The sequence below is a fragment of the Kitasatospora sp. NPDC048194 genome, from assembly GCF_043202455.1.
GTDB lineage: Bacteria > Actinomycetota > Actinomycetes > Streptomycetales > Streptomycetaceae > Kitasatospora.
Genome location: NZ_JBIDAK010000002.1, coordinates 535,182 through 553,219 on the forward strand (window position 1 = coordinate 535,182; position 18,038 = coordinate 553,219).

Below are 18,038 nucleotides of genomic sequence, written 5' to 3' on the forward strand. Positions count from 1 at the left end.
GACCACGGCGTGCGGTCACGGGAGCTGCCGCGGCCCCGGCGGGCTCCTGGTCGACGCGCGCGGCGCTTCCCGCGACCGCACGCCCGTCCAGGCCGCGAGCCGGTCGAGTGGGCCCTCACCCCCTCCGCCGGGGACCCGGTCGCGCGCCCCCTCGTCGACCAGGCCGGGCTGCGGGCGTCCGTGGCCCGCATGGCCCGTGCCCTGCCACCCGAGCGAGTCGGGCCACACCCGGGGGGAAGACCGTGCTCTCCGGTCGGCTCCGGCGCGGAGGACGACTGGCGCCCCGAGCGCCGCGGGGCCGGGGGACCGTCGTCGGCCGTACGTCTACGCTCCGGCGCCGAGCCGGTACGCGAAGCCGTCCAGGATGGCCCGCAGGCCGAACTCGAAGCTGCTGTCGGGTGCGGCGGCGTAGTCGGTGGTGCCGATGCGCTCGCGCAGGCGGGGGAACTCCAGGGCGATCTCGGTGCTGCGCGCGAGGGTGTCGGCGAGCTGTTGATCGGGGTCCTCGCCGGTGCGGCCCAGCCGCCGGGTGAGCGAGATCTGCGCGGCGGGCCCGAGGGCGCTGCCGAGCACGAAGACGAACACCGTGGCGGCCGCCCGGTCCGCCTCGGCGCCGGTGAATCCGGCCCGTTCGTAGACGGCGAGGGCGTAGTCGTCCAGCCGGGCCTTGCCGCGGCCGTACAGCAGGTGGCTGCCGAAAGCCTGGCCGAGCCACGGGTGCCGGGTGAGCATCGCGTGCATGCCGGTGGCCATGGCGGTGGCGGCCTCCCGCCACCCGGTGGCGGAGGGATCGGGCAGCTCGACCTCCGCCCAGACCGCGTCCGCGGCCCGGCGGACCACCTCGTCCTTGGTCTTGATGTGCCAGTAGACGGCCGTGGCGGCCGAGCCGAGCCGGGCGCCCAGGCTGCGCATGTTGAGGCCGTCCAGGCCCTCCTCGTCCAGCAGTTCGATCGCGGCGCGGACGATCCGGTCGGCGGTCATGGTCTGTCGTGGCATGGCGACAGCTTAGTTGAACATAGTTCAAGAGAGCTCTTGTACTTAGTTCAAGAAGCTGGGTACGGTTCTCCTGTACTTAGTTCAAGAGCCTCAGGGGGAGCCATGTCGCACAAGCAGGTGTCCGAGTTCGTCGCGGCAACGGCCGAGGAGCTCGGCATCCCGGGCGTCGCCGTCGGCATCCTGGCGGACGGTCAGGAGAGCTTCGTCTCCCACGGCGTGACCAGCGTCGACCACCCGCTGCCGGTGGACGAGCGCACGCTGTTCCACCTCGGTTCGGTCACCAAGACCTTCACCGCGACCGCACTGATGCGCCTGGTCGCGCAGGGCGCCGTCGAACTGGACGCGCCGGTGCGCCGGTACGTGCCCGAGCTCAGGCTCGCCGACGAGCAGGCGGCCGAGCGGATCACCGTGCTGAACCTGCTCAACCACACCGCCGGCCTGGACTGGAACCTGGTCGACCCCGGCGAGGAGGACGGCACGCTGGCCGGTTTCGTCGGGCGGCTGGCCCGCCTCCCGCTGGTCGCGCCGCCCGGCACCCGGGCCTCGTACAGCCAGGCCGGCTACAACCTGGCCGGGCGGATCATCGAGAACGTCACGGGCCGCGGCTACGAACAGGCCGTCGCCGCGCTCCTGCTGGAGCCGCTCGGGCTGTCGAACACCTTCTTCGACCTGGACGAGGTGATGGTCCGCAAGTTCGCCGTGGGCTACAACCGCGACGCGCACGGCGCACTGCGGGCCGCCCGGCCGTGGAAGTCCTCCCCGGCCGGCGCGCGCGGCAACAACCCCGGCGGCGGCATCGCCTCCTCGGTGAGCGACCTGCTGGCCTGGGCCCGCTTCCACCTCGGCGACGGGGCCGGCCTGCTGCCCGCCGGGACGCTGCACGGCATGCGGGAGCGGACGGTCGAACTGCGCGGCAGCTCGCTCGGCGACGGCTTCGGCATCGGCTGGTTCCTGCGCGAGGTGGACGGCGTGCGCACCGTCGGCCACGGCGGTTCGGGCAACGGCCAGTTCGCCGACCTGGTCATCGTGCCCGAGCGCAACTTCGCCGTGGTCGCCCTGGCCGCGGGCCCGGACGGCTACGTCCTCACCCAGGCCGTCGTCCGCCGCGCCCTCGAACACCACCTGGGCCTCGTCGAGCGCGACCCGCAGCCGCTCGCCCACGACGAGCGGCGGGCGCGCGAGGTGGCCGGCCGCTATGAGAACGACGTCATGAACCTCGACGTCCGCACCGACGGCACCCGGCTCACCCTGGCCGTCGGGATCAAACCGGAGGTCCGCGCCGCCTCGGACGTCGAGCTGCCGGCCGACTACCCGGCCGCCACCATGGGCTTCCTCTCCGGCGACGGCGACGACTACCTCGTCACCGAGGGCGGCCTGACGGGCCAGCGGGGCTACTTCACCCGCGACTCCGCCGGCACCGTGCTCGGCGTCGACCTCGGCGGCCGCCTGTTCGGCCGAGCCGCTCCCACCGCCTGACCCCCGTCTCCGGCCCGCTCTCCGGGGCGCCTCCGCCCGTCGGTTCCTGGTCCGCGACGTCACGGCACGCCTCGAGCAGCGGCGTCAGGGCGCGGGCCGGCGCGTCGGGGCGGACGGCGAGGTAGGCGGGCATGGTCGGGGCGTCCGGATCGGCGAGGGGCCGGAAGACGGTGCGCAACGTCGGGAGGACCTCAGCCTGGCTCGCGTAGAAGACCGTCCAGTGGGTGCCGCCGGCGCCGATCGCGGCGAGGGTGTCCTGGTCGGTGGTGAACGCCGGGCCGAGGACGGGCTCGAACCCGGCGGCGCGGCAGGCGCCGAGGACCAGGTCGACGAGGTGCGGGTTGGCCCCCCGCGGAGCGATCCGCAGCGGCATCCCGGCCAGGTCCGCGAGACGGACGGCCCCGCCCGCGGCGAGCGGGTGCCCGGCCGGCAGGGCCACCACGAACCGCTCCCGCCACAGCGGCACCAGCTCCAGTCCCGGGCTCCGGAAGACGCCGCGCACGAACGCCGCGTCGAGGTCGCCGTCGCGCACCCGCTGGAGGCGCTCCGCCGGCGCGGCGCTGACGAGCTCGACGGTGAGCTCCGGTGCCCGCTCTCCCAGCCGGTCCAGCAGCCGCTCGAGCCGCGCACCGAGACCGACGTTGGTGCCGATGCGCAGCACGGCGCCGCCCGCGCAGGCCTCGGCCCGCAGCGCCGCGATCGCGTCCAGCGCGGCCCGTTCGGCGGCGACGAGGGCCCGGGCCCGGTCGACGAACACGCTCCCGGCCGGCGTCAGCGTCACGCTGCGCGTCGTACGGTCGAACAGGTCGACGCCCAACTCCCGCTCCAGGCGCCGTACCTGCTGGCTGACGGCGGACTGCACGATGTGCATGCGCTCGGCGGCGCGCCCGAAGTGCAGTTCCTCGGCGACCGCGAGGAAGTACCGGACCTGCCGCAGTTCCACCCGAGCCCCCGCCCACCCCGCCCGCCGACCCCTCGGCGATCCATCACGATCGCTGATCAGTGTAGGCGCGGAACGCTCCTTGGTCCCGGCCGCCCCGGCCGGTGTGATGGTCCTGCTGCCACCGCACCGGTGGCAGCAGGAACCGAGGAGGACGCCATGTCGTTCGCGCACGTCAACGGGATCGACCTCTACTACGAGGACCACGGCGCCGGCCGCCCGCTGCTCTTCCTGCACGGGTGGGGCACCAGCGGCCGGGTCTGGGGCGCCCAGGTCGCCGACCTGGCACGCGACCACCGCACCATCACCGTCGACTGGCGCGGCTGCGGACGCTCCGACCACCCGGTGGACGGCAACGACACCGCCGGCAACGCCGCCGACGTCCTGGCGCTCATCGCCCACCTCCGCCTCGACCGCCCCGTCCTGGTGGGCAGTTCGGTCGGCGCCACGTTCGCCCTGGAAGCCGCCCTGGCCGCGCCCGAGCGGATCGGCGCCCTGGTCTCGGTGGACGGCCCCGGCTACTGGCCCAGCCAGGGCATGGCCGCGCAGCTCGACGCCCTGGTCGCCGACCTCGCCGCCGACCGGGCCGGGACCTTCGCCGACTGGGTGCCCAACTGGTACGGCCCCAAGGCCAGTCGGGCCCAGGTCGACTGGACGGTCCGCCAGCTCCTGGACTCGGGCGTCTTCATCGACGCGATCTTCACCGAGTGCCGGACCTACGATCCGCGGCCCGCCCTGCCCCGCCTCGCCGTCCCCGCCGCCTTCGTCCACGGCCGCCAGGACACCGAGATCCCGGTCGAGATGTCCAAGACCCTCGCCGCCCTCGCCCCGCATGGCGAACTCCACGTCATCGAGGACGCCGCCCACATGCCGCACCAGGAGCGCCCGGACGCCTTCAACACCGTCCTGCGCGCCGTCCTGGCCCGGACGGCCCCGATCGCGGCGTGACGCCCGGCGCAAAGGGACGGAGAAGGACGGGGAGAGCGGGGGAGCCCCGGCCCGCCGGGACCGGGTCGGGTCCCCGTCGCGTGCCGGAGCGGTCCGCAGGCGCCGGGGGGCGGTGATGCGGCGCACGGCTTCGAGCAGGGCGGCGCGGTGCTCGGTGAGCTGCCTCGCTCACCTCCTGCGACGCGGCCGCGGGACCGCTGTTCCAGACTCGGTACGAGGTACGGAACGTGCTGCGCTCCCTCTGCACGGCCACGAGCGCGCGCTGCGGCTCGACCAGGTGAAACGGGCCTCGCCTGCATCCGATGGTGACAAGCTGACCCCTACGGGGCGGCCGCGTCGGAAGACGGGGGTCTTCCCTGGGAAGCAGGGTGCAGGCCCGCCACAGCTGATCGCACCCCGGTGGTCGGCGGGGTGCGACCTGGGCCGCCGAAGCCCGGCCGTGTCGGTGGCCTGGACTACGGTGCCGGCATGACTGAGTGGATCAAGTGTGGCGTCATCGCGTGGCTGGGCGAAGGCCACTACGGGGACGACGAATCCGTCCTGGTGTACTTCAGGGGAACCAGCCGGGCCTCCATGGCGGAAGGACTGGTCGCACGGCACCGGCCGCCGCTTGCCTACGGCAACGAGGCTGCACCCGGCGGTTGGGGTGTGATCGTGCACAACCTGTACAACTCGTCGCGTAACGACTATGACGACATCGACTACCGCAGGCTGTGTCCCCAGGGCGCCGAGCTGGTCGTGTTCGTCCCCAACCCGTGCATCGCCAAGGCCCACGGGCCCAAGGCCTACCACTACAAGGACGGCCGGATCTCTTCCTGCATCGACTACGAGCGGCCCGACCACGTGGGGGAGTACTGGCCCAACGAGCTGGCTCCCCTCATCACGGCGGCGGGGCTCGACCACGGGAGCAGGGACTTCAGGCAGCAGCTCACCGCGTTGATCTGCAACCACCTCGGGCTGCCCGAGATGGACCGTGACACCCTGACGGTGGACCACGAATCGATGCGCTCCCTACGCTGAGGGAATCCGGTTGAGGTGTGGCATGAGTGGCAGCGCATGCACGCCGGCGGGCGGCGGTCAGTCGGTTTGGAGGGGCGGCGGACTTGCCGAACGGCCCGCCGGATTGACCGGCGGGCCGTTCGGCGTGCGAGGCGACGTTAGTCGTCCTGCACCACGTTCCAGGAATCATTCTTTCTATTACGGAGCGCCCAGTATCCCTTTCTCAGGCCGGGCACTGTCGCGGCTAGTTCCGACCTGCTGGGAACGTGTTCGAAATGAATCAGAACGGGACCTTCAGGGCCGGATTCGTCGTCTTCGGAGAAGAACTGCCATGATCCGTCCCTATCCCTGCAGACGCTGACCACTTCTCTTCCGCGTGACACTGAAACGGATACGTATACCTTCCGTTTCGCTTCTACCTGGCTCAGGCTTTCCACTTCCAGTCGGGCGTCGTGCCGACTCAATAGGAACCTCATCTTAGTCCTCCAAGGCATAGCCGAGTTCGGCCGCTGGGGCTGATAGGGCCTGTTGCAAAAGTGGATCTTGCTCGGTGATGATCGAGCGCCGTGACGCGTGGGGATCTGACAGGCGCACAGCGCCCCGGGCCCGGCCGGCCGCGCACCCGGCCCGACAAGGTCCGCGGCGATAAAGCCTATGGTCCCGCGCGAACCGCGCCTACCTGCGCACACGCCGGAACGCCTGCACCAGTCCGGAGAAGACGGACCAGGCCCGCAACCGCACGAACCTCGGCTCCCGCGGAGGCAGGCCGTCGCAGTTCGACCGGGAAGACGACAAGCAGCGTCACGCGGTGGAGTGCGGCATCAACAGCCTCAAAAGACACCGTGCAGTGGCAACACGGTACGACAAGCTCGCGGTCCGCCATGAGGCAACCGTGCTGGTAGCGGCCATCAACGAGTGGCTGTGACCAGCGGACTCACCATCCGCATCAGCCGGTCGCCCTCGGCGCTGCGCAGGCGTCGGCGATGACCCGTGTGTCCCAGTAGAACGGACGGACCTCGGTGATCCTCCCGTCCTTGACCGTGATCGCCTGCAGGATCGGGAAGGAGAGTTCGCGGCCTGTCGCACGAGCGCGAGCACGGACCTGGGTGAGCACTACCGCAGTCTCACCGGCGGCGAGGAACTCTTGCTCCGCCATGTCGAATGACTCCCAAGCGGCTCCCATCGCACGGAAGAACTGCGTCATGCCCGAATGCCCGCGCCAGGTGCCTCCATAGGGCAGGGAATCAGCTTGATGCAGCACCACATCCGGCGCGAAGAATGGGGCGAGCAGGTCGAATGAAGCCTCGTCAGGGCCTTCGGCTGCAAAGTACTCCGCCTCAGCCGCATACATGCCGGTGAGGACCGTAATCGAGTCTGTAGTGGATGACATCGTCATGCCGTCAGTGTGATCAGCGGGGACAGACCACGCTGGCGGCAATCAGACATCGATATCCCTGCCCAGCGCCAGCACTTTCCCAACAGACCCTAGCCCCGCCCGCCGGAGCCGGCCGCCCTGGTGTCCGCCGAGTACGGCGCCGCCGAGGCGGACGACGACCGGCCGCTGGCCCCGTGGTGCCGTTGCGGCGCCGCCTCCGGCGGAACCGCTGACGGCACCACGCGCGCCCCCGACGGGCCACCGCCGCCCCCTGCAGTGCTGTTGATGAGGATCTCGGAAAAGCGGCCGGGGCTGCTCAGGGTTCCCCACTCAGTTGCAGGGCGGACTGAGTGAGGAGTTCCAGCGAGCGTCGTAGGCCGGGGCCGCCCGCGCGTGCAGTATGCGGGCCGTGCCGGCCGGTCAGGGGCGCCAGCGGCGGCGCAATGCGCCGGCCTACGGCCACCTTGGACAGTCCGTCCCGCCCCTGAACCTGGCTCGGTACCGGCGGGCGCGCCCGGTGGCGGTGCGTCAGGCCGTCGGGACACCGGTCGGGGCGCTCCCGGTGCGAAACTGCTGCGGGCTGACGCCCCGCACCCGCTTGAACGCGGCGCTCAGCGCGAAGCCGCTGCCGTAGCCCACCCGGCGGGCCACCGCGTCCAGGGTGAGGGCGGGATCGGCCAGCAGGTCGGCGGCCTGGGCGAGCCGCCAGCCCGTCAGGTAGGCCATCGGCGGCTCGCCGACCAGCTCGGTGAAGCGGCGGGCCAGCGCCGCGCGGGAGACGCCCGTCCCGGCGGCGAGGTCGCGCACCGTCCAGCCGCGCGCAGGGTCGGTGTGCAGCAGGGACAGCGCCCGGCCGACCACCGGATCGGCGTGCGCGCGGTACCAGGCCGGGGCCCGTTCGGCGTCCCGGGTGAAGTGGCTGCGCAGCGCGCTGATCAGCAGCAGGTCCAGCAGCCGGTCCAGGACCGCCTCCTGGCCGGGCTCGTCCCGGCCGATCTCCGCCTCCAGCAGCGCCGGCAGCGGGGAGGACCACTCGTCCGCGCCCAGTCGCAGCACCGGTGGCAGGGCGCGCAGCAGTCGGCCGCTGACCTCGCCGCGCAGCTGGTAGGTGCCGCTGAGCAGGACCGTCCCGCCGCCCGGACCCCAGGCGCGCACGCCCAGGTCGAGCGTCTCGCACATGCCCGCACCGTCCGGCGTGGTGGAGACCTGCCCCGGGTGGACGACCAACTGCGGGACGCGGTCCGGGAGATCGGCGAGCGTGTACGGGTCCGGGCCGCGCACCACGGCCAGGTCGCCGGTGCCGAGCGGCACGGGCGGGCCGTCGTCCGGCACGACCCAGCCGTCGCCGCGCACGACGGTGATCAGCGTCAGCGGAGCCAGGTCCGCGATCCGCACCGACCACGGCGGGTCGAACACCGACCGCAGCAGGAACGCCCCTTGGGCGCGGGGGCCGGTCAGCAGCGCGGAGAGGGCGTCCATGCGCCAGCCTAGGAGCGGGCGGAGCAGCGGCCCGGCCCGGGGGTGGACGCTCGCACATGGCCGCGAGCGCCTCGCCGATGGCCGCCCGGTACGGCCGGCGGGTTGACTGGCCGGCATGAACGAGCGAACGGGGACGAGGGCGATGGCGGCACTGCGGACGATCACGCTGGTCGGTGCGGTGCTCACCACCGGCTGGAGCGCCGGACTGTTCTACGCCTACGCCTGCTCGGTGATGCCGGGGCTGGCCGCGGTCGGCGACCGGGCGTTCATCGACACCATGCAGCGGATCAACACGGCCATCCTCAACGGGTGGTTCATGCTGAGCTTCCTCGGCGCGCCGGTGCTGGTCGTGGCGGCCGGCGTCCTCCAGTGGCGCGCCGGCTCCCGGACGGCACTGGCCTGGCTGGCCGCCGCGGCGGCGCTGTCCCTGGCGGTGCTGGTGATCACCGGCGTGGTGAACGTCCCGCTCAACGACCGGCTGGCCGCCGCCGGGGCGCCCGACGCGCTCACCGACCCGGCGGCGGTGCGAGCCGCCTTCGAGGACGTGTGGGTGCGGTGGAACGTGATCCGCGCGGTCGCCTCCACCGCGGCGTTCGGCTGTGTGACCTGGGCGCTGGTGGTCGCCGGGCGCAGCGCGGCGGCGTGAGCGCGCCAGGACCGGTGCGCAGGCCGCGCGGCCCCGTTCCATGTCTCACGTCGGGCGCCTAACCTGAGGTCGTTCGTCTACTCAGGGGGAGATGTGACAGAGCCGTCGCGGAAGATGCAGAAGGAACTGGCCGGGGCCGGGTACCGGACGACCAGAGAAGTCGAATCCGGAGAAGAGACGATCTTCCTGTGGCATCCCGCTTACCACGACGGGTTCATGGCCATCGGATGGGCCATCAACCACGCTGGCCGGTGGGGCGCCTACGCGCGGAACCGTAACGGTGACGGCACGCGCCTGGGCCACGCCGACAGTCTCGATCAGGCCTTCGTCGCCATCATCGGGTGGGCCGCCGAGCACGGGCACGTGTGACCCGCAGGGTTCCAAGATCAGCGACTTCGAGCGCGGCGAACTGTGCGGGCTGCTGCTCGGCTACGCTCCCAGCCGGGTGCGCCGCCGGGCGGCCGGGATGACCCTTGAGACCATACAGCAGGCCCTGGAGCAGGCCCGGTTCGACGAGCGCTGCGCCGACCGGCACGCCGACGCCGGAGACGAGACCGCCCTCCAGCACGCGCTGCGCCGTGAGCGCCACCGCTAGGGCGTGTTTCGAAAGTGTTGGTCACAGCCACTCGTTGATGGCTGCGACCAACACGGTCGCTTCGTAGCGGACGGCGAGTTTGTCATATCTCGTGGCGACCGCCCGGTGGCGCTTGAGGCGGTTGATCCCGCACTCCACGGCGTGGCGCTCCTTGTAGTCGTCCTTGTCGAACTTCGGTGGCCGGCCGCCGTGGGAGCCGCGCTTCTTGCGGTTGGCGACCTGGTCGCGCTTCTCCGGGATCGTGCAGCCGACGCGTCGTCTGCGCAGGTAGACGCGGTTCGCGCGCGAGCCGTACGCCTTGTCGGCGCGGACCTTGTCCGGCCGGGTGCGCGGCCGTCCCGGACCGAGACGCGGCACCCGGATACGGCCCGGGACGACCTGGAACTGCGGGGAGTCGCCACGCTGTCCAGCGGTGATCACGAGCGACATCAGCTTCTGCGCCTGCTCGACCGCCAGGTGGATCTCGGTGGTCAGCCCGCCGCGGGAGCGTCCGAGCCCGTGGTCGTCAGGCTCGGTGAGGACGCCGCCGGGCGGCTCGATCTGAAGATCCCCCTTTTGCGTGCACCGGCCGCGTGCTGGTGCGCACGGGCGATCGTGGAGTCCACGGAGATGTCCCAGGTGATCAGGCCCTTCGCGTCGGCGCGGGCCTGGAGCTGCTCAAGGATGCGGTGCCACGTGCCGTCGCGCTGCCAGCGGCGGAACAGCCCGTACACCGTCTCCCACGGCCCGTAGCGCTCGGGCAGATCCCGCCACGGTATGCCGGTGCGGGTGCGGAACCGTATGCCGTTGATCAGCTGCCGCTTGGTGTGCACCGGCGGCCGACCGGGCTTGATGCCCTGCGGTAGCAGCGGGTCCAGCACTGCCCACTGGGCATCCGTCAAATCTCCCCGAGCCATGGATCAAGATCATCGCATGACCTTGATCCGCTTCTGAAACAGGCCCTAGGAGCGATTCACCGCGCGACAAAGACTTTGTTGTCTTGACAACAGTTGTCTGGACACTCACGCTGGAGGAGTGACTGCACCAACCAGCGGACTGCGCGACCACCTCGGGTACTGGTTGCGCCGGCTCTCCGACGAGGTCCATGGCCGCTTCGAGCGGCAGCTCGCCGAGCATGGCGTGACCGTCTCCCAGTGGGCGGTCCTGATCACCGTCCACCGCGGCGACGCCACCACCACCCGGGAAGTCGCCCGGTATATCGACATCGACGTCGGCGCGGTCTCGCGCCTGGTCGACCGCCTGATCGCCAAGGGCCTGATGTCCCGCGAGGCCGACCCCGGCTCCCGCCGCATCCTGCGGCTCACCCTCACCGACGCCGGCCGCGACCTCGCACCACGCCTGGCCGAGATCGCCGACCGCAACGACGCCCACTTCTTCGCCCACCTCGATCCCGACCAGCGCCTCCAACTGGAGAAATGGATCCGCCACCTGGTGGGCGAGGCCCACCCCGAGCCCCCCACACCGCCGCTTCCCTGAAAGGGCCCCACCATGAGCACCACCCGCTCGATCACCAAGACCGTCAGCATCGACCGCCCGGTGGCCGACGTCTTCGCCTTCCTCGCTGACCCCGCCAACTGGCCCACCTGGGCCGTCGTCAACGTCAAGTCCATCGAGCCGACCGACGACCCCGGCTGGTGGGCCATGACCACTCCCGTCGGGGCCGGCAAGCTCCGCCTGCGCGCCGACGCCCAGTACGGCATCCTCGACCACGACTACCTCGACGACACTGCCTCATGGACCGTCCCGGCCCGCGTCGTCCCCAACGGCACCGGCGCCGAATTCATGATCACCTTCTACCGGCCCCCGACCTTCACCGACCAGTTCTTCGACGAGCAGATCGCCCTGGTCGACACCGAGCTCACCACCCTCAAGCGCATCCTGGAAACCGGCGCGTGAGCCTGCCCCGTCCCCGACTCGCCGAGGCGGCCGCGCAGCTCACCGAGTAGCTCGCCCGCCTCGGCACACCCCAACGCACCGCCTGGGACCGCGACTACCTCCGCTGCGACCTCACCCACCTCGGCGTGACCATCACCCACCTGCGCCGCGCCGTCACCAACGGCCCTGCGCTCCCTGCCCCCGCTCACCCGCACCGACGCCCTGACCCTGGCCGCCCTGCTGTGGTCCAGCGACGTCTACGAACACCGCCAGGCTGCCGTGAATCCACGCGGCTGCCCGAACACGACGAGAGCCTGGAACAGCGCGGTGTCCATGCTGTAGCTGCCTGCGTACTGGAGAGACCATCGCCCACCGATGCGTACGGTCCACCATCCGACGTACCTGGCACCGCTCCCGCCGCTGTACCGGCGTACTGTCTGTCCGCCCACGCCCGCCGGGCGCTCGTGCCCCGGGACGCCATTGGTCGTTGAACCCAATGGCGTCCCGGCCAGTGCTCTGGCCGGGACGCACCCGCGGTGTCGGGGCTGCTGGGATCAGCTCACGTCGAATTGGAAGAGGAGTTCGCTGTCTGCCACGTACCACTGGCCGTTGCGGAGGGACGGCTGGCCGGACGACATGATCGCCGGTTCGCAGTCTCCGGCTTTGTGGCAGGGCTCGACGCTCCAGCCCACCCGCGGGGGTTGCACGGCGGCGATGCTGGGCTGCTGCTTGAGCCAGTCGACCGCCGCCTTGGTCTGGGTGCTGCACATCGGGGCGCAGTCCGTCGCCGGTGTCGTGTAGATGAGCCGGATCTTGTCGCCGTCGATCCGGGTCGTGGACTTCCGGGTGAAGCCGTTAGGCGCGCCGAGCTGTTGGGTGAGGCGCAGGTTGGCGCGGTAGGTGGCGGACTCCTCCTTGTTCCCGAGGGACAGGTATCCGCCGATGGAAGCGGCGGCGGCGAGGACGATGACGGCGGTGGTGATCAGGGCGGCTCGGAGGAACCCGCGGCGCCACCTGCGGGCGGGGGCTGGCGGGGTGGCGGCGGGCGGCACGTCCGGTCGGGTGGGGCTGGGCGTCCCGGATGCGGCGAGGCCGGTCAGGAGCGCCCTGAGGTGATCGTGCGTCAGGCGATCTGCCGGGTCCTTGCGCAGCAGGCCGTCGAGGACGGGGGCCAGGGGGCCGGCCTGGGTGGCGGGCAGCGGATCCTCGGTGGCGACGGCGACGAGGACTGCGGCGGGGTGGGCCCCGTTGAAGGGAGGGTGGCCCTGCACCGCCGCGTACAGGGTGGCACCGAGCGCCCAGAGGTCGGACGCCGGGCCGGCCGGCAGGCCGCGCACCTGCTCGGGCGCCATGAACGCCGGGGTGCCCATGAGCGCGCCGCTGGCGGTCAGTGCCGCGTCACCTTCGACCGCGGCGATGCCGAAGTCCGTCAGCACCGCGCGCTCGCCCTCCAGAAGGATGTTCGCGGGCTTGACGTCGCGGTGGGTGATGCCCTCCCGGTGCGCGGCCTGCAGAGCGTCGAGCACCTGGAGCCCGATCCGCGCCACCTCCTCGACGGGGAGGTGGCCGCGGCTCGCGAGCAGACCCGCGAGGGAGCCGCCGCGCACCAGCTCCATGACGATCCAGGGCCGCCCGTCCTCGCTCACCGTCAGGTCGTGCACGGTGACGATGCCGGGGTGTTTGAGACGGGCGGCGGCGCGGGCTTCGCGGTCGACCCGCGCGATCCAGTTCCCGCGTTCGGCCGCGGTCAGGTTCTCGGGTAGCAGCAGTTCCTTGACCGCCACGTCCCGGCCGAGCTGGGCGTCCCGGGCCCGCCACACCGCGCCCATGCCCCCGTGCCCCAACGCCTCAACAAGTCGATAACGACCGGCCAGCACCGCGCCCGCATTCCCACCCATGGTTAGGCAGAATAGCCCCGAGCTCGGCGCCACCGATCGGGGCGGCCGGTTCCCGGCCGGTGACCTCTGGCTGGGGCGCGCTGCTGCGTCGTCGGCACCGCTGTCCACAGCAGCCCCGGGCCAAAAATGGCGCCATGATGACGAGGAAGAAGGCCACGGCGCCCTGCCAGGCCCACGGCGCCGACGGCTGGGGCAACTTGCCCGGTGGCAGAGCTGCGCACCGTCCGGACACGGCTCCTGGCGCTGCTGGAGCGGTACGCCGACGCCCCGCTGACCATGGACCACCGGTTCAGCCCGGACGAGACCACCCAGCGGGCGGTCCGCCTGCTCGCGGCCCTCCTGAACGTGCCTCCCAGAGCCCTACGCCGCCACGCCTGCGGCTCCCGCTGGCCCGCCGGCCGCAGGCTGGCCCGGCCGCGTCTGGGGCGCGCTGCGGTCGCAGGTTGTCGGCCGGGAGCCTGGGTTATCTGTTCGGGCTTCGCAAGCGGGAGTCGGTAGTCGGCGACGGGGCGCGTCGTTCGCCTCAGGCGCCTGGGCGGGCGAACGGCTTACAGGCCGCCGCGCTTGGCGGGGAACTTCTCGAGCACGGCGACGACGTTGTCCGGGTTCTCGGGGCTGACCAGGTCTACCGGCTTTTCCAGCCTGTACAGGTCGCCTCTGGCGGGGTACTGGGTGAGCTGGCCGATGAGCACCATGGGCTCCTTGCTCATGAGCGTCACAGGCTCCTGGCCAGGCTGGTCGATGGTGACGGCGAAGGGGATCACGTCTCGCTCCTCGTATCGGGGCGGGAAGCGTTGGGTCAGCCTCAGGGTGCTCTGCGCGTCGGCGTCAACGTCGTTCTGCTCGAAGGTGATCGTCCCACCGTCGGGGAGCTCTGCGGAGACGCGGAAGCCGACGGTGCGCAGGCGCACGCTGTTGATCGGATCGTCCGGATTGACGTCGACGCGCTGCTTGATGCCGCCGCGGAAATCCACTCTGACCAGCTGATTGCCGATTCGCATCGGGGTGTCGATCGCGAGCATCGAGGATGGGACCTCGGCTCCGATCGGCGGCAGACCTTGCGAGGCGACTGCGGCAGCACGTGTCGGAGCAGGAGCGGCGGTGGCACTTTGGCCGGCGGTCAGGAGCGGGCAGGCTGCGAGCACGAAAACGGCCGTGGTAGCGGCCAATGCTGGGCGCAGACGTGAGGGCATGCGGGGTCCTCCCTTTGGGTCGTGTGAGAGCGGTAGCGGCGCTCGCTTGTGACTGAAAGTACCTATGCGGCTACGTAAGGTGCAATCGCTTGGGAGGGTGGTCGCGGGGGCAGGGTCCGGCTGTCCTACCGCCGGGCGGAGGAGATCTTCGAGGAAGCCACCCGGCTGCTGGCCAACCCGCTCGCCCGCCCCGGGCAGGGAAAGAGCTGCAGGGCTGGACGCTGCACCGCTGGCGCCATTCGAGCCTCACGCACGACGCGGAGAACGGCGCCAGCACGCCGATGCTGCTGGCCCGCTCGGGTTATGGGGTGGCGGCTTCGGAGGTGCGTGCGGTCCAGGTGAGGTAGGCGGGGCTGTGGCGTACGACCTCGGCGTGGGCCTGCCGTGCGCAGGCGATGGCTCTGTCGGCCAGGGCGGCGGCGGGGGAGTCGGGGTGCCAGCCGATGATCTGGCGCCAGGTCATCGGTGTTCCGGCCAGTGGCACGGCGATGGTTCCGGGAGGCGGTGCGAAGGCGGCCGCGCACAGGGCGACGGCCCGGCCGGTCTCGACGAGGCGCACGCCGACGGGGGTGTCCGCCTCGTCGTGGGAGCGCGGGGTGAAGCCGGCGCGGGCGCAGGCCGCGGCGAAGCAGTCAGTGAAGCAGTCGCCGCGCCCCGGTGCGGAGACCCAGTGTTCGTCGGCGAGCTGGGCGAGGTGCAGCTCGGGCTCGGTGGCCAGGGGGTGGTTGTGGGGCAGCAGGACGAAGACCGGGTCGATCGCGATGTCCCGCCAGGTGAGCCGGTCGTCGTAGGTGGTGCCAAGGTGCCCGCAGGCGCCGCCTAGAGCGAAGTCGAGCCGTCCGACGGCCACCTGCCGTGCCACGTCCGCCATCTGCGTGAAGCTGACGAAGGTGACGAGCGCGTCCGCGCATTCGGCCGTCAGCCGCTCCCACAGCCCCTCGTACAGCCGCATCTGGAGGACGCCGACGCGCAGCCGTGAGGGTGCGGCGGTGGGCAGGTTGGCCAGGCGGGCTGCTTCCTGCTGGAGTTCGCGCACCGCCGGCAGCAGCACCTCGGCGCGTTCCACGACCAGCCTTCCCAGCGGCGTGGGCCGCGCGCCCTCGGATCCGCGCTCGAAGAGCGTGCCGCCGAAGACCCGCTCGATCCGTTTGAGCTGGGCCGACAGAGCAGCCTGGGTGAGGCCGAGGCCGGTGGCGGCCTTGGTCAGGCTGCCGGCCTCGGCGATCGCCCGCACGGTCTTGAGGTGTCGCAACTCCAGCTCCATGCGGTGACAACCTACGACGGTGGTGTTCGGGATCACAAGGGCTGCGGACACGATCGGAGCGGGTGGCATAAGCCGCTGTCAACGGGAGCAGTCGAGGTCCGGCAGCCTTCGGAAGGGCTCTGGTGCCCGGGCTCTCGCCGGCCGACTCCGTCGGTGGGGCCCGGAGCGCGGCACAGCTCGCGGGCCCTGCCTGGTGGCTGCCTTCGGCTGGTCCACACAGCATCGGTCGGCACCTTGTCACGGCTCCTGCATGCCTGTGAAGCCGTCCGGGCGCACGGAACCCCACCTCGACACGGTGTGAACACTCCGAACGGGACACGGCCGATCGCTGGCCCATAACGCCCACCCCGGGGGTCATATGACGGGTACCTGCCACTGGGGTGGCGTGGCTACGGTTTGACGCAGTCCGGTCAACGAGCCGTCAACCGGGCTCCCCCCCACCCGCTTCACCGTGTCCGCCGTGCCCTCGCGCGGGGCGGATGCGGCGTGCCGTCCTACGACCGGGCGGCCGTCCCCAAGGAGCTCCCTCGTGCGCATATCCCGAGCGATCGCCCTGCCCACCGCCCTCGCACTGAGCTGCCTGACCTTCGCGGGCACCGCCACGGCCGCGACCGCGCAGGCCCCCACCACGCACACCGCGACCGCGCAGGCCGGCCTCGAGCACGGCCTCGGCCTCGACCTCAACGCACTGCGCAACCACCCCCACACCCTCCGGAACGGCACGGCCGGCGACGCCGCGGACCTCACGGACATCGCCCCCTTCGCCAACTTCGGCGACGTCCCGGCCAGCGCCGACCTGACCCAGTACGCCCTGACGCCCGGCGACCAGGGCAAGGTCGGCTCCTGCGTGACCTGGGCCACCGGCTACTCCGGCTACGGCATCCTGATGAACGAGCAGGGCATCAGCGGCGCCCCGATGGCCCCGATGTACATCTACTCGCAGATCGCCAAGGGCAACGACCAGGGCACCACCGCCGCCGTCGCGCTGCCGATGGAGCAGGACCAGGGCATCGACACCCAGTCCCACTACTGGCAGGGCACCACCGACTACACCACCCAGCCCGACGACGACGAGCGCGCCAACGCCGCCAACTACAAGCTCTCCGGCTTCACAGAGCTGGCCACCAGCGGCGCCAATGCCAAGACGGCCATCAAGAACGCGATCTCCCAGGGCATGCCCGTCCCGATCGGCTTCAAGGTCCACAAGAGCTTCAACAGCCTCAACGCCCAGACCGCCTCCAACTACAGCTACCTGCCCGGCGACGCCGCCAGCGACCCCGTCGAAGGCGGCCACGAGGTCACCATCGTCGCCTACAACGACCAAGGCGTGAAGATCGAGAACAGCTGGGGCACCAACTGGGGCGACCACGGCTACTTCACCGTCCCGTGGAGCTTCTTCGACACCGGCGACGTCCAGGAAGCCCACGCCATGGGCAAGCTCATCCAGAGCTGACAGCTCCCGGGCCCGGCCGGGCGGCTCCCGGCCGGGCCCGGGCCTCCCCAGCCGTGCACCCCGACCCGGACACCTACCAGGCCACCCCGAGGGCCTCCAGCTGCCCGACCTGCTCGGCCGACAGCTTGTCCCGGCGGGCCTTGGTGTTGTTCAGGCACCCAGCGACAGCCCCTCGCCGGTCTTGTACGGGCGCGGAACACGGGCGCGGCCCTCCCGCTCCACGAACTCCGCGAGGGCCGCCAGGTGGAGCTGGAACCTGTCCGCACGGGCAGGCGGCCTGGGGTTTCCGGAGCCCTCGCCCGACCGACCGAGGGCTCCGGGTCAGGACGCGGCTGGCGTCCGCTTATTTGTGGGCGCGGGCGACGGGTGGACAGCAGTCGGCCCCGGCCACCATGCGGTGGTCGGGGCCGAGAAGGCCGCGCGGGCGGAAGCGCGAGCTCGGGGCGGGTCACCCATGCCGGTCGGGCGCGGTCGGCCAGGGTGATGCCGTGGATGGCGGCGAGCGCCAGGACGCTGTCGACGCTCTCGCCCGCGCGAAGGTGGCGTCGCACGTGCATCCCGTCGACCACCACGTCCAGCGCCCGCACCGACAGCCTCCGACCGATGCAGTCGCCCGCCACCGACCCACCGTGGACGCCGAGCCCCGGTCCCGAGTACGAGCGTCTGCTTCGAGGCTGCGGGCCAGCACGAGCGTTCCCGTGCTGGCCCGAAGCCGGCCAGCCATCGAGGGCTGGCGTCCCCGTCGACGCCCGCGCGAACCGGGCCGGTGCCGTTACCCTGGGCACCGCAGAGCAGCCGGCGACTTTCGGTGCCGTGCTATGGAGCCGGTGGCGGTGCAGTATGCGCAACCACCGGTTTGTTGGCGTTGTCGGGATGCTGACGGACCAGGGTCAGCCGGTGA

Annotated in this window: 17 protein-coding genes; 9 read left to right on the forward strand and 8 right to left on the reverse strand. The window is 71.7% G+C overall.

Translation table 11 applies throughout. The annotated features are described in order from the left end of the window. Positions 1 to 324: 324 nt before the first annotated feature. On the reverse strand, positions 325 to 996 hold the full coding sequence (locus ACGF07_RS04910) for a TetR/AcrR family transcriptional regulator (RefSeq protein WP_392895494.1): 672 nt from the start codon (positions 994 to 996) through the stop codon (positions 325 to 327). Between the two features lie 102 nt (positions 997 to 1,098). Between ACGF07_RS04910 and ACGF07_RS04915 the strand changes: the two genes are divergently transcribed. Beyond that, positions 1,099 to 2,472: a serine hydrolase domain-containing protein gene (locus tag ACGF07_RS04915; RefSeq protein WP_392895496.1), complete on the forward strand. Its 1,374-nt coding sequence runs from the start codon at positions 1,099 to 1,101 to the stop codon at positions 2,470 to 2,472. Here ACGF07_RS04915 and ACGF07_RS04920 read toward each other — a convergent pair. Then, positions 2,393 to 3,415: a LysR substrate-binding domain-containing protein gene (locus ACGF07_RS04920; RefSeq protein ID WP_392895498.1), complete on the reverse strand. Its 1,023-nt coding sequence runs from the start codon at positions 3,413 to 3,415 to the stop codon at positions 2,393 to 2,395. The two genes, ACGF07_RS04915 and ACGF07_RS04920, sit on opposite strands and share 80 nt — an antisense overlap. A 156-nt stretch (positions 3,416 to 3,571) precedes the next feature. Between ACGF07_RS04920 and ACGF07_RS04925 the strand changes: the two genes are divergently transcribed. Together ACGF07_RS04925 and ACGF07_RS04930 are read left to right on the forward strand one after the other, a co-directional pair. Next, positions 3,572 to 4,360 (forward strand): alpha/beta fold hydrolase, encoded by a 789-nt coding sequence (locus tag ACGF07_RS04925; protein ID WP_392895500.1) that lies wholly within the window; start codon positions 3,572 to 3,574, stop codon positions 4,358 to 4,360. Positions 4,361 to 4,828: 468 nt separating this feature from the next. Continuing rightward, on the forward strand, positions 4,829 to 5,380 hold the full coding sequence (locus tag ACGF07_RS04930; protein WP_392895502.1) for a hypothetical protein: 552 nt from the start codon (positions 4,829 to 4,831) through the stop codon (positions 5,378 to 5,380). A gap of 925 nt (positions 5,381 to 6,305) precedes the next feature. Here ACGF07_RS04930 and ACGF07_RS04935 read toward each other — a convergent pair. After that, positions 6,306 to 6,755, reverse strand: coding sequence for a nuclear transport factor 2 family protein (locus tag ACGF07_RS04935; RefSeq protein ID WP_392895504.1), 450 nt, complete (start codon positions 6,753 to 6,755; stop codon positions 6,306 to 6,308). A gap of 507 nt (positions 6,756 to 7,262) precedes the next feature. Further along, positions 7,263 to 8,213: an AraC family transcriptional regulator gene (locus tag ACGF07_RS04940; RefSeq protein WP_392895506.1), complete on the reverse strand. Its 951-nt coding sequence runs from the start codon at positions 8,211 to 8,213 to the stop codon at positions 7,263 to 7,265. 115 nt (positions 8,214 to 8,328) lie between these two features. Between ACGF07_RS04940 and ACGF07_RS04945 the strand changes: the two genes are divergently transcribed. From ACGF07_RS04945 to ACGF07_RS04955, 3 genes are all read left to right on the forward strand, one after another. Then, on the forward strand, positions 8,329 to 8,859 hold the full coding sequence (locus ACGF07_RS04945; RefSeq protein WP_392895508.1) for a DUF1772 domain-containing protein: 531 nt from the start codon (positions 8,329 to 8,331) through the stop codon (positions 8,857 to 8,859). 114 nt (positions 8,860 to 8,973) lie between these two features. Next, the gene (locus tag ACGF07_RS04950) at positions 8,974 to 9,228 is read left to right on the forward strand and encodes a hypothetical protein (protein ID WP_392895510.1); all 255 of its coding nucleotides are present in this window, start codon (positions 8,974 to 8,976) and stop codon (positions 9,226 to 9,228) included. Positions 9,229 to 9,325: 97 nt separating this feature from the next. Beyond that, complete coding sequence (locus tag ACGF07_RS04955) at positions 9,326 to 9,454, forward strand: hypothetical protein (protein WP_350737991.1); 129 nt, start codon at positions 9,326 to 9,328, stop codon at positions 9,452 to 9,454. Positions 9,455 to 9,475: 21 nt separating this feature from the next. Here the strand turns inward: ACGF07_RS04955 and ACGF07_RS04960 are convergent. Further along, positions 9,476 to 10,350, reverse strand: a protein-coding gene (locus ACGF07_RS04960; RefSeq protein ID WP_392895512.1) for an IS5 family transposase whose coding sequence is annotated in 2 segments (ribosomal slippage) — positions 9,476 to 9,969 and positions 9,969 to 10,350 — 876 coding nt in all. Because the reading frame shifts where the segments join, the coding sequence is not laid out codon by codon here. 118 nt (positions 10,351 to 10,468) lie between these two features. Between ACGF07_RS04960 and ACGF07_RS04965 the strand changes: the two genes are divergently transcribed. Together ACGF07_RS04965 and ACGF07_RS04970 are read left to right on the forward strand one after the other, a co-directional pair. Continuing rightward, the gene (locus ACGF07_RS04965) at positions 10,469 to 10,930 is read left to right on the forward strand and encodes a MarR family winged helix-turn-helix transcriptional regulator (RefSeq protein ID WP_392895514.1); all 462 of its coding nucleotides are present in this window, start codon (positions 10,469 to 10,471) and stop codon (positions 10,928 to 10,930) included. Positions 10,931 to 10,942: 12 nt separating this feature from the next. Continuing rightward, entirely contained in the window at positions 10,943 to 11,350 is a 408-nt protein-coding gene (locus ACGF07_RS04970) for an SRPBCC family protein (RefSeq protein ID WP_392895516.1), read from the forward strand. A 533-nt stretch (positions 11,351 to 11,883) separates the two neighbouring features. Here the strand turns inward: ACGF07_RS04970 and ACGF07_RS04975 are convergent. From ACGF07_RS04975 to ACGF07_RS04985, 3 genes are all read right to left on the reverse strand, one after another. Beyond that, positions 11,884 to 13,227, reverse strand: a complete 1,344-nt coding sequence (locus ACGF07_RS04975) for a serine/threonine-protein kinase (protein WP_392895518.1) — start codon at positions 13,225 to 13,227, stop codon at positions 11,884 to 11,886. Positions 13,228 to 13,775: 548 nt separating this feature from the next. Then, positions 13,776 to 14,420 carry a hypothetical protein gene (locus tag ACGF07_RS04980; protein ID WP_392895520.1) on the reverse strand — a complete coding sequence of 215 codons (645 nt, stop codon included), beginning with the start codon at positions 14,418 to 14,420 and terminating at the stop codon, positions 13,776 to 13,778. A gap of 301 nt (positions 14,421 to 14,721) precedes the next feature. Next, positions 14,722 to 15,684 (reverse strand): LysR family transcriptional regulator, encoded by a 963-nt coding sequence (locus ACGF07_RS04985; protein ID WP_392895546.1) that lies wholly within the window; start codon positions 15,682 to 15,684, stop codon positions 14,722 to 14,724. A gap of 529 nt (positions 15,685 to 16,213) precedes the next feature. On the opposite strand from ACGF07_RS04985, the gene ACGF07_RS04990 reads away from it, so the two are divergent. Then, positions 16,214 to 17,137 (forward strand): C1 family peptidase, encoded by a 924-nt coding sequence (locus ACGF07_RS04990; protein WP_392895521.1) that lies wholly within the window; start codon positions 16,214 to 16,216, stop codon positions 17,135 to 17,137. Positions 17,138 to 18,038: the final 901 nt, after the last annotated feature.

Excerpts from the sequence above, each read along its gene's own strand:
- ACGF07_RS04985 (WP_392895546.1), bottom strand. The coding sequence starts at position 15,684 with ATGGAGCTGGAGTTGCGACACCTCAAGACCGTGCGGGCGATCGCCGAG.
- ACGF07_RS04925 (WP_392895500.1), top strand. The coding sequence starts at position 3,572 with ATGTCGTTCGCGCACGTCAACGGGATCGACCTCTACTACGAGGACCAC.
- ACGF07_RS04910 (WP_392895494.1), bottom strand. The coding sequence starts at position 996 with ATGCCACGACAGACCATGACCGCCGACCGGATCGTCCGCGCCGCGATC.
- ACGF07_RS04935 (WP_392895504.1), bottom strand. The coding sequence starts at position 6,755 with ATGACGATGTCATCCACTACAGACTCGATTACGGTCCTCACCGGCATG.
- ACGF07_RS04980 (WP_392895520.1), bottom strand. The coding sequence starts at position 14,420 with ATGCCCTCACGTCTGCGCCCAGCATTGGCCGCTACCACGGCCGTTTTC.
- ACGF07_RS04940 (WP_392895506.1), bottom strand. The coding sequence starts at position 8,213 with ATGGACGCCCTCTCCGCGCTGCTGACCGGCCCCCGCGCCCAAGGGGCG.
- ACGF07_RS04975 (WP_392895518.1), bottom strand. The coding sequence starts at position 13,227 with ATGGGTGGGAATGCGGGCGCGGTGCTGGCCGGTCGTTATCGACTTGTT.
- ACGF07_RS04950 (WP_392895510.1), top strand. The coding sequence starts at position 8,974 with ATGCAGAAGGAACTGGCCGGGGCCGGGTACCGGACGACCAGAGAAGTC.
- ACGF07_RS04930 (WP_392895502.1), top strand. The coding sequence starts at position 4,829 with ATGACTGAGTGGATCAAGTGTGGCGTCATCGCGTGGCTGGGCGAAGGC.
- ACGF07_RS04915 (WP_392895496.1), top strand. The coding sequence starts at position 1,099 with ATGTCGCACAAGCAGGTGTCCGAGTTCGTCGCGGCAACGGCCGAGGAG.
- ACGF07_RS04955 (WP_350737991.1), top strand. The coding sequence starts at position 9,326 with ATGACCCTTGAGACCATACAGCAGGCCCTGGAGCAGGCCCGGTTCGAC.
- ACGF07_RS04970 (WP_392895516.1), top strand. The coding sequence starts at position 10,943 with ATGAGCACCACCCGCTCGATCACCAAGACCGTCAGCATCGACCGCCCG.
- ACGF07_RS04945 (WP_392895508.1), top strand. The coding sequence starts at position 8,329 with ATGAACGAGCGAACGGGGACGAGGGCGATGGCGGCACTGCGGACGATC.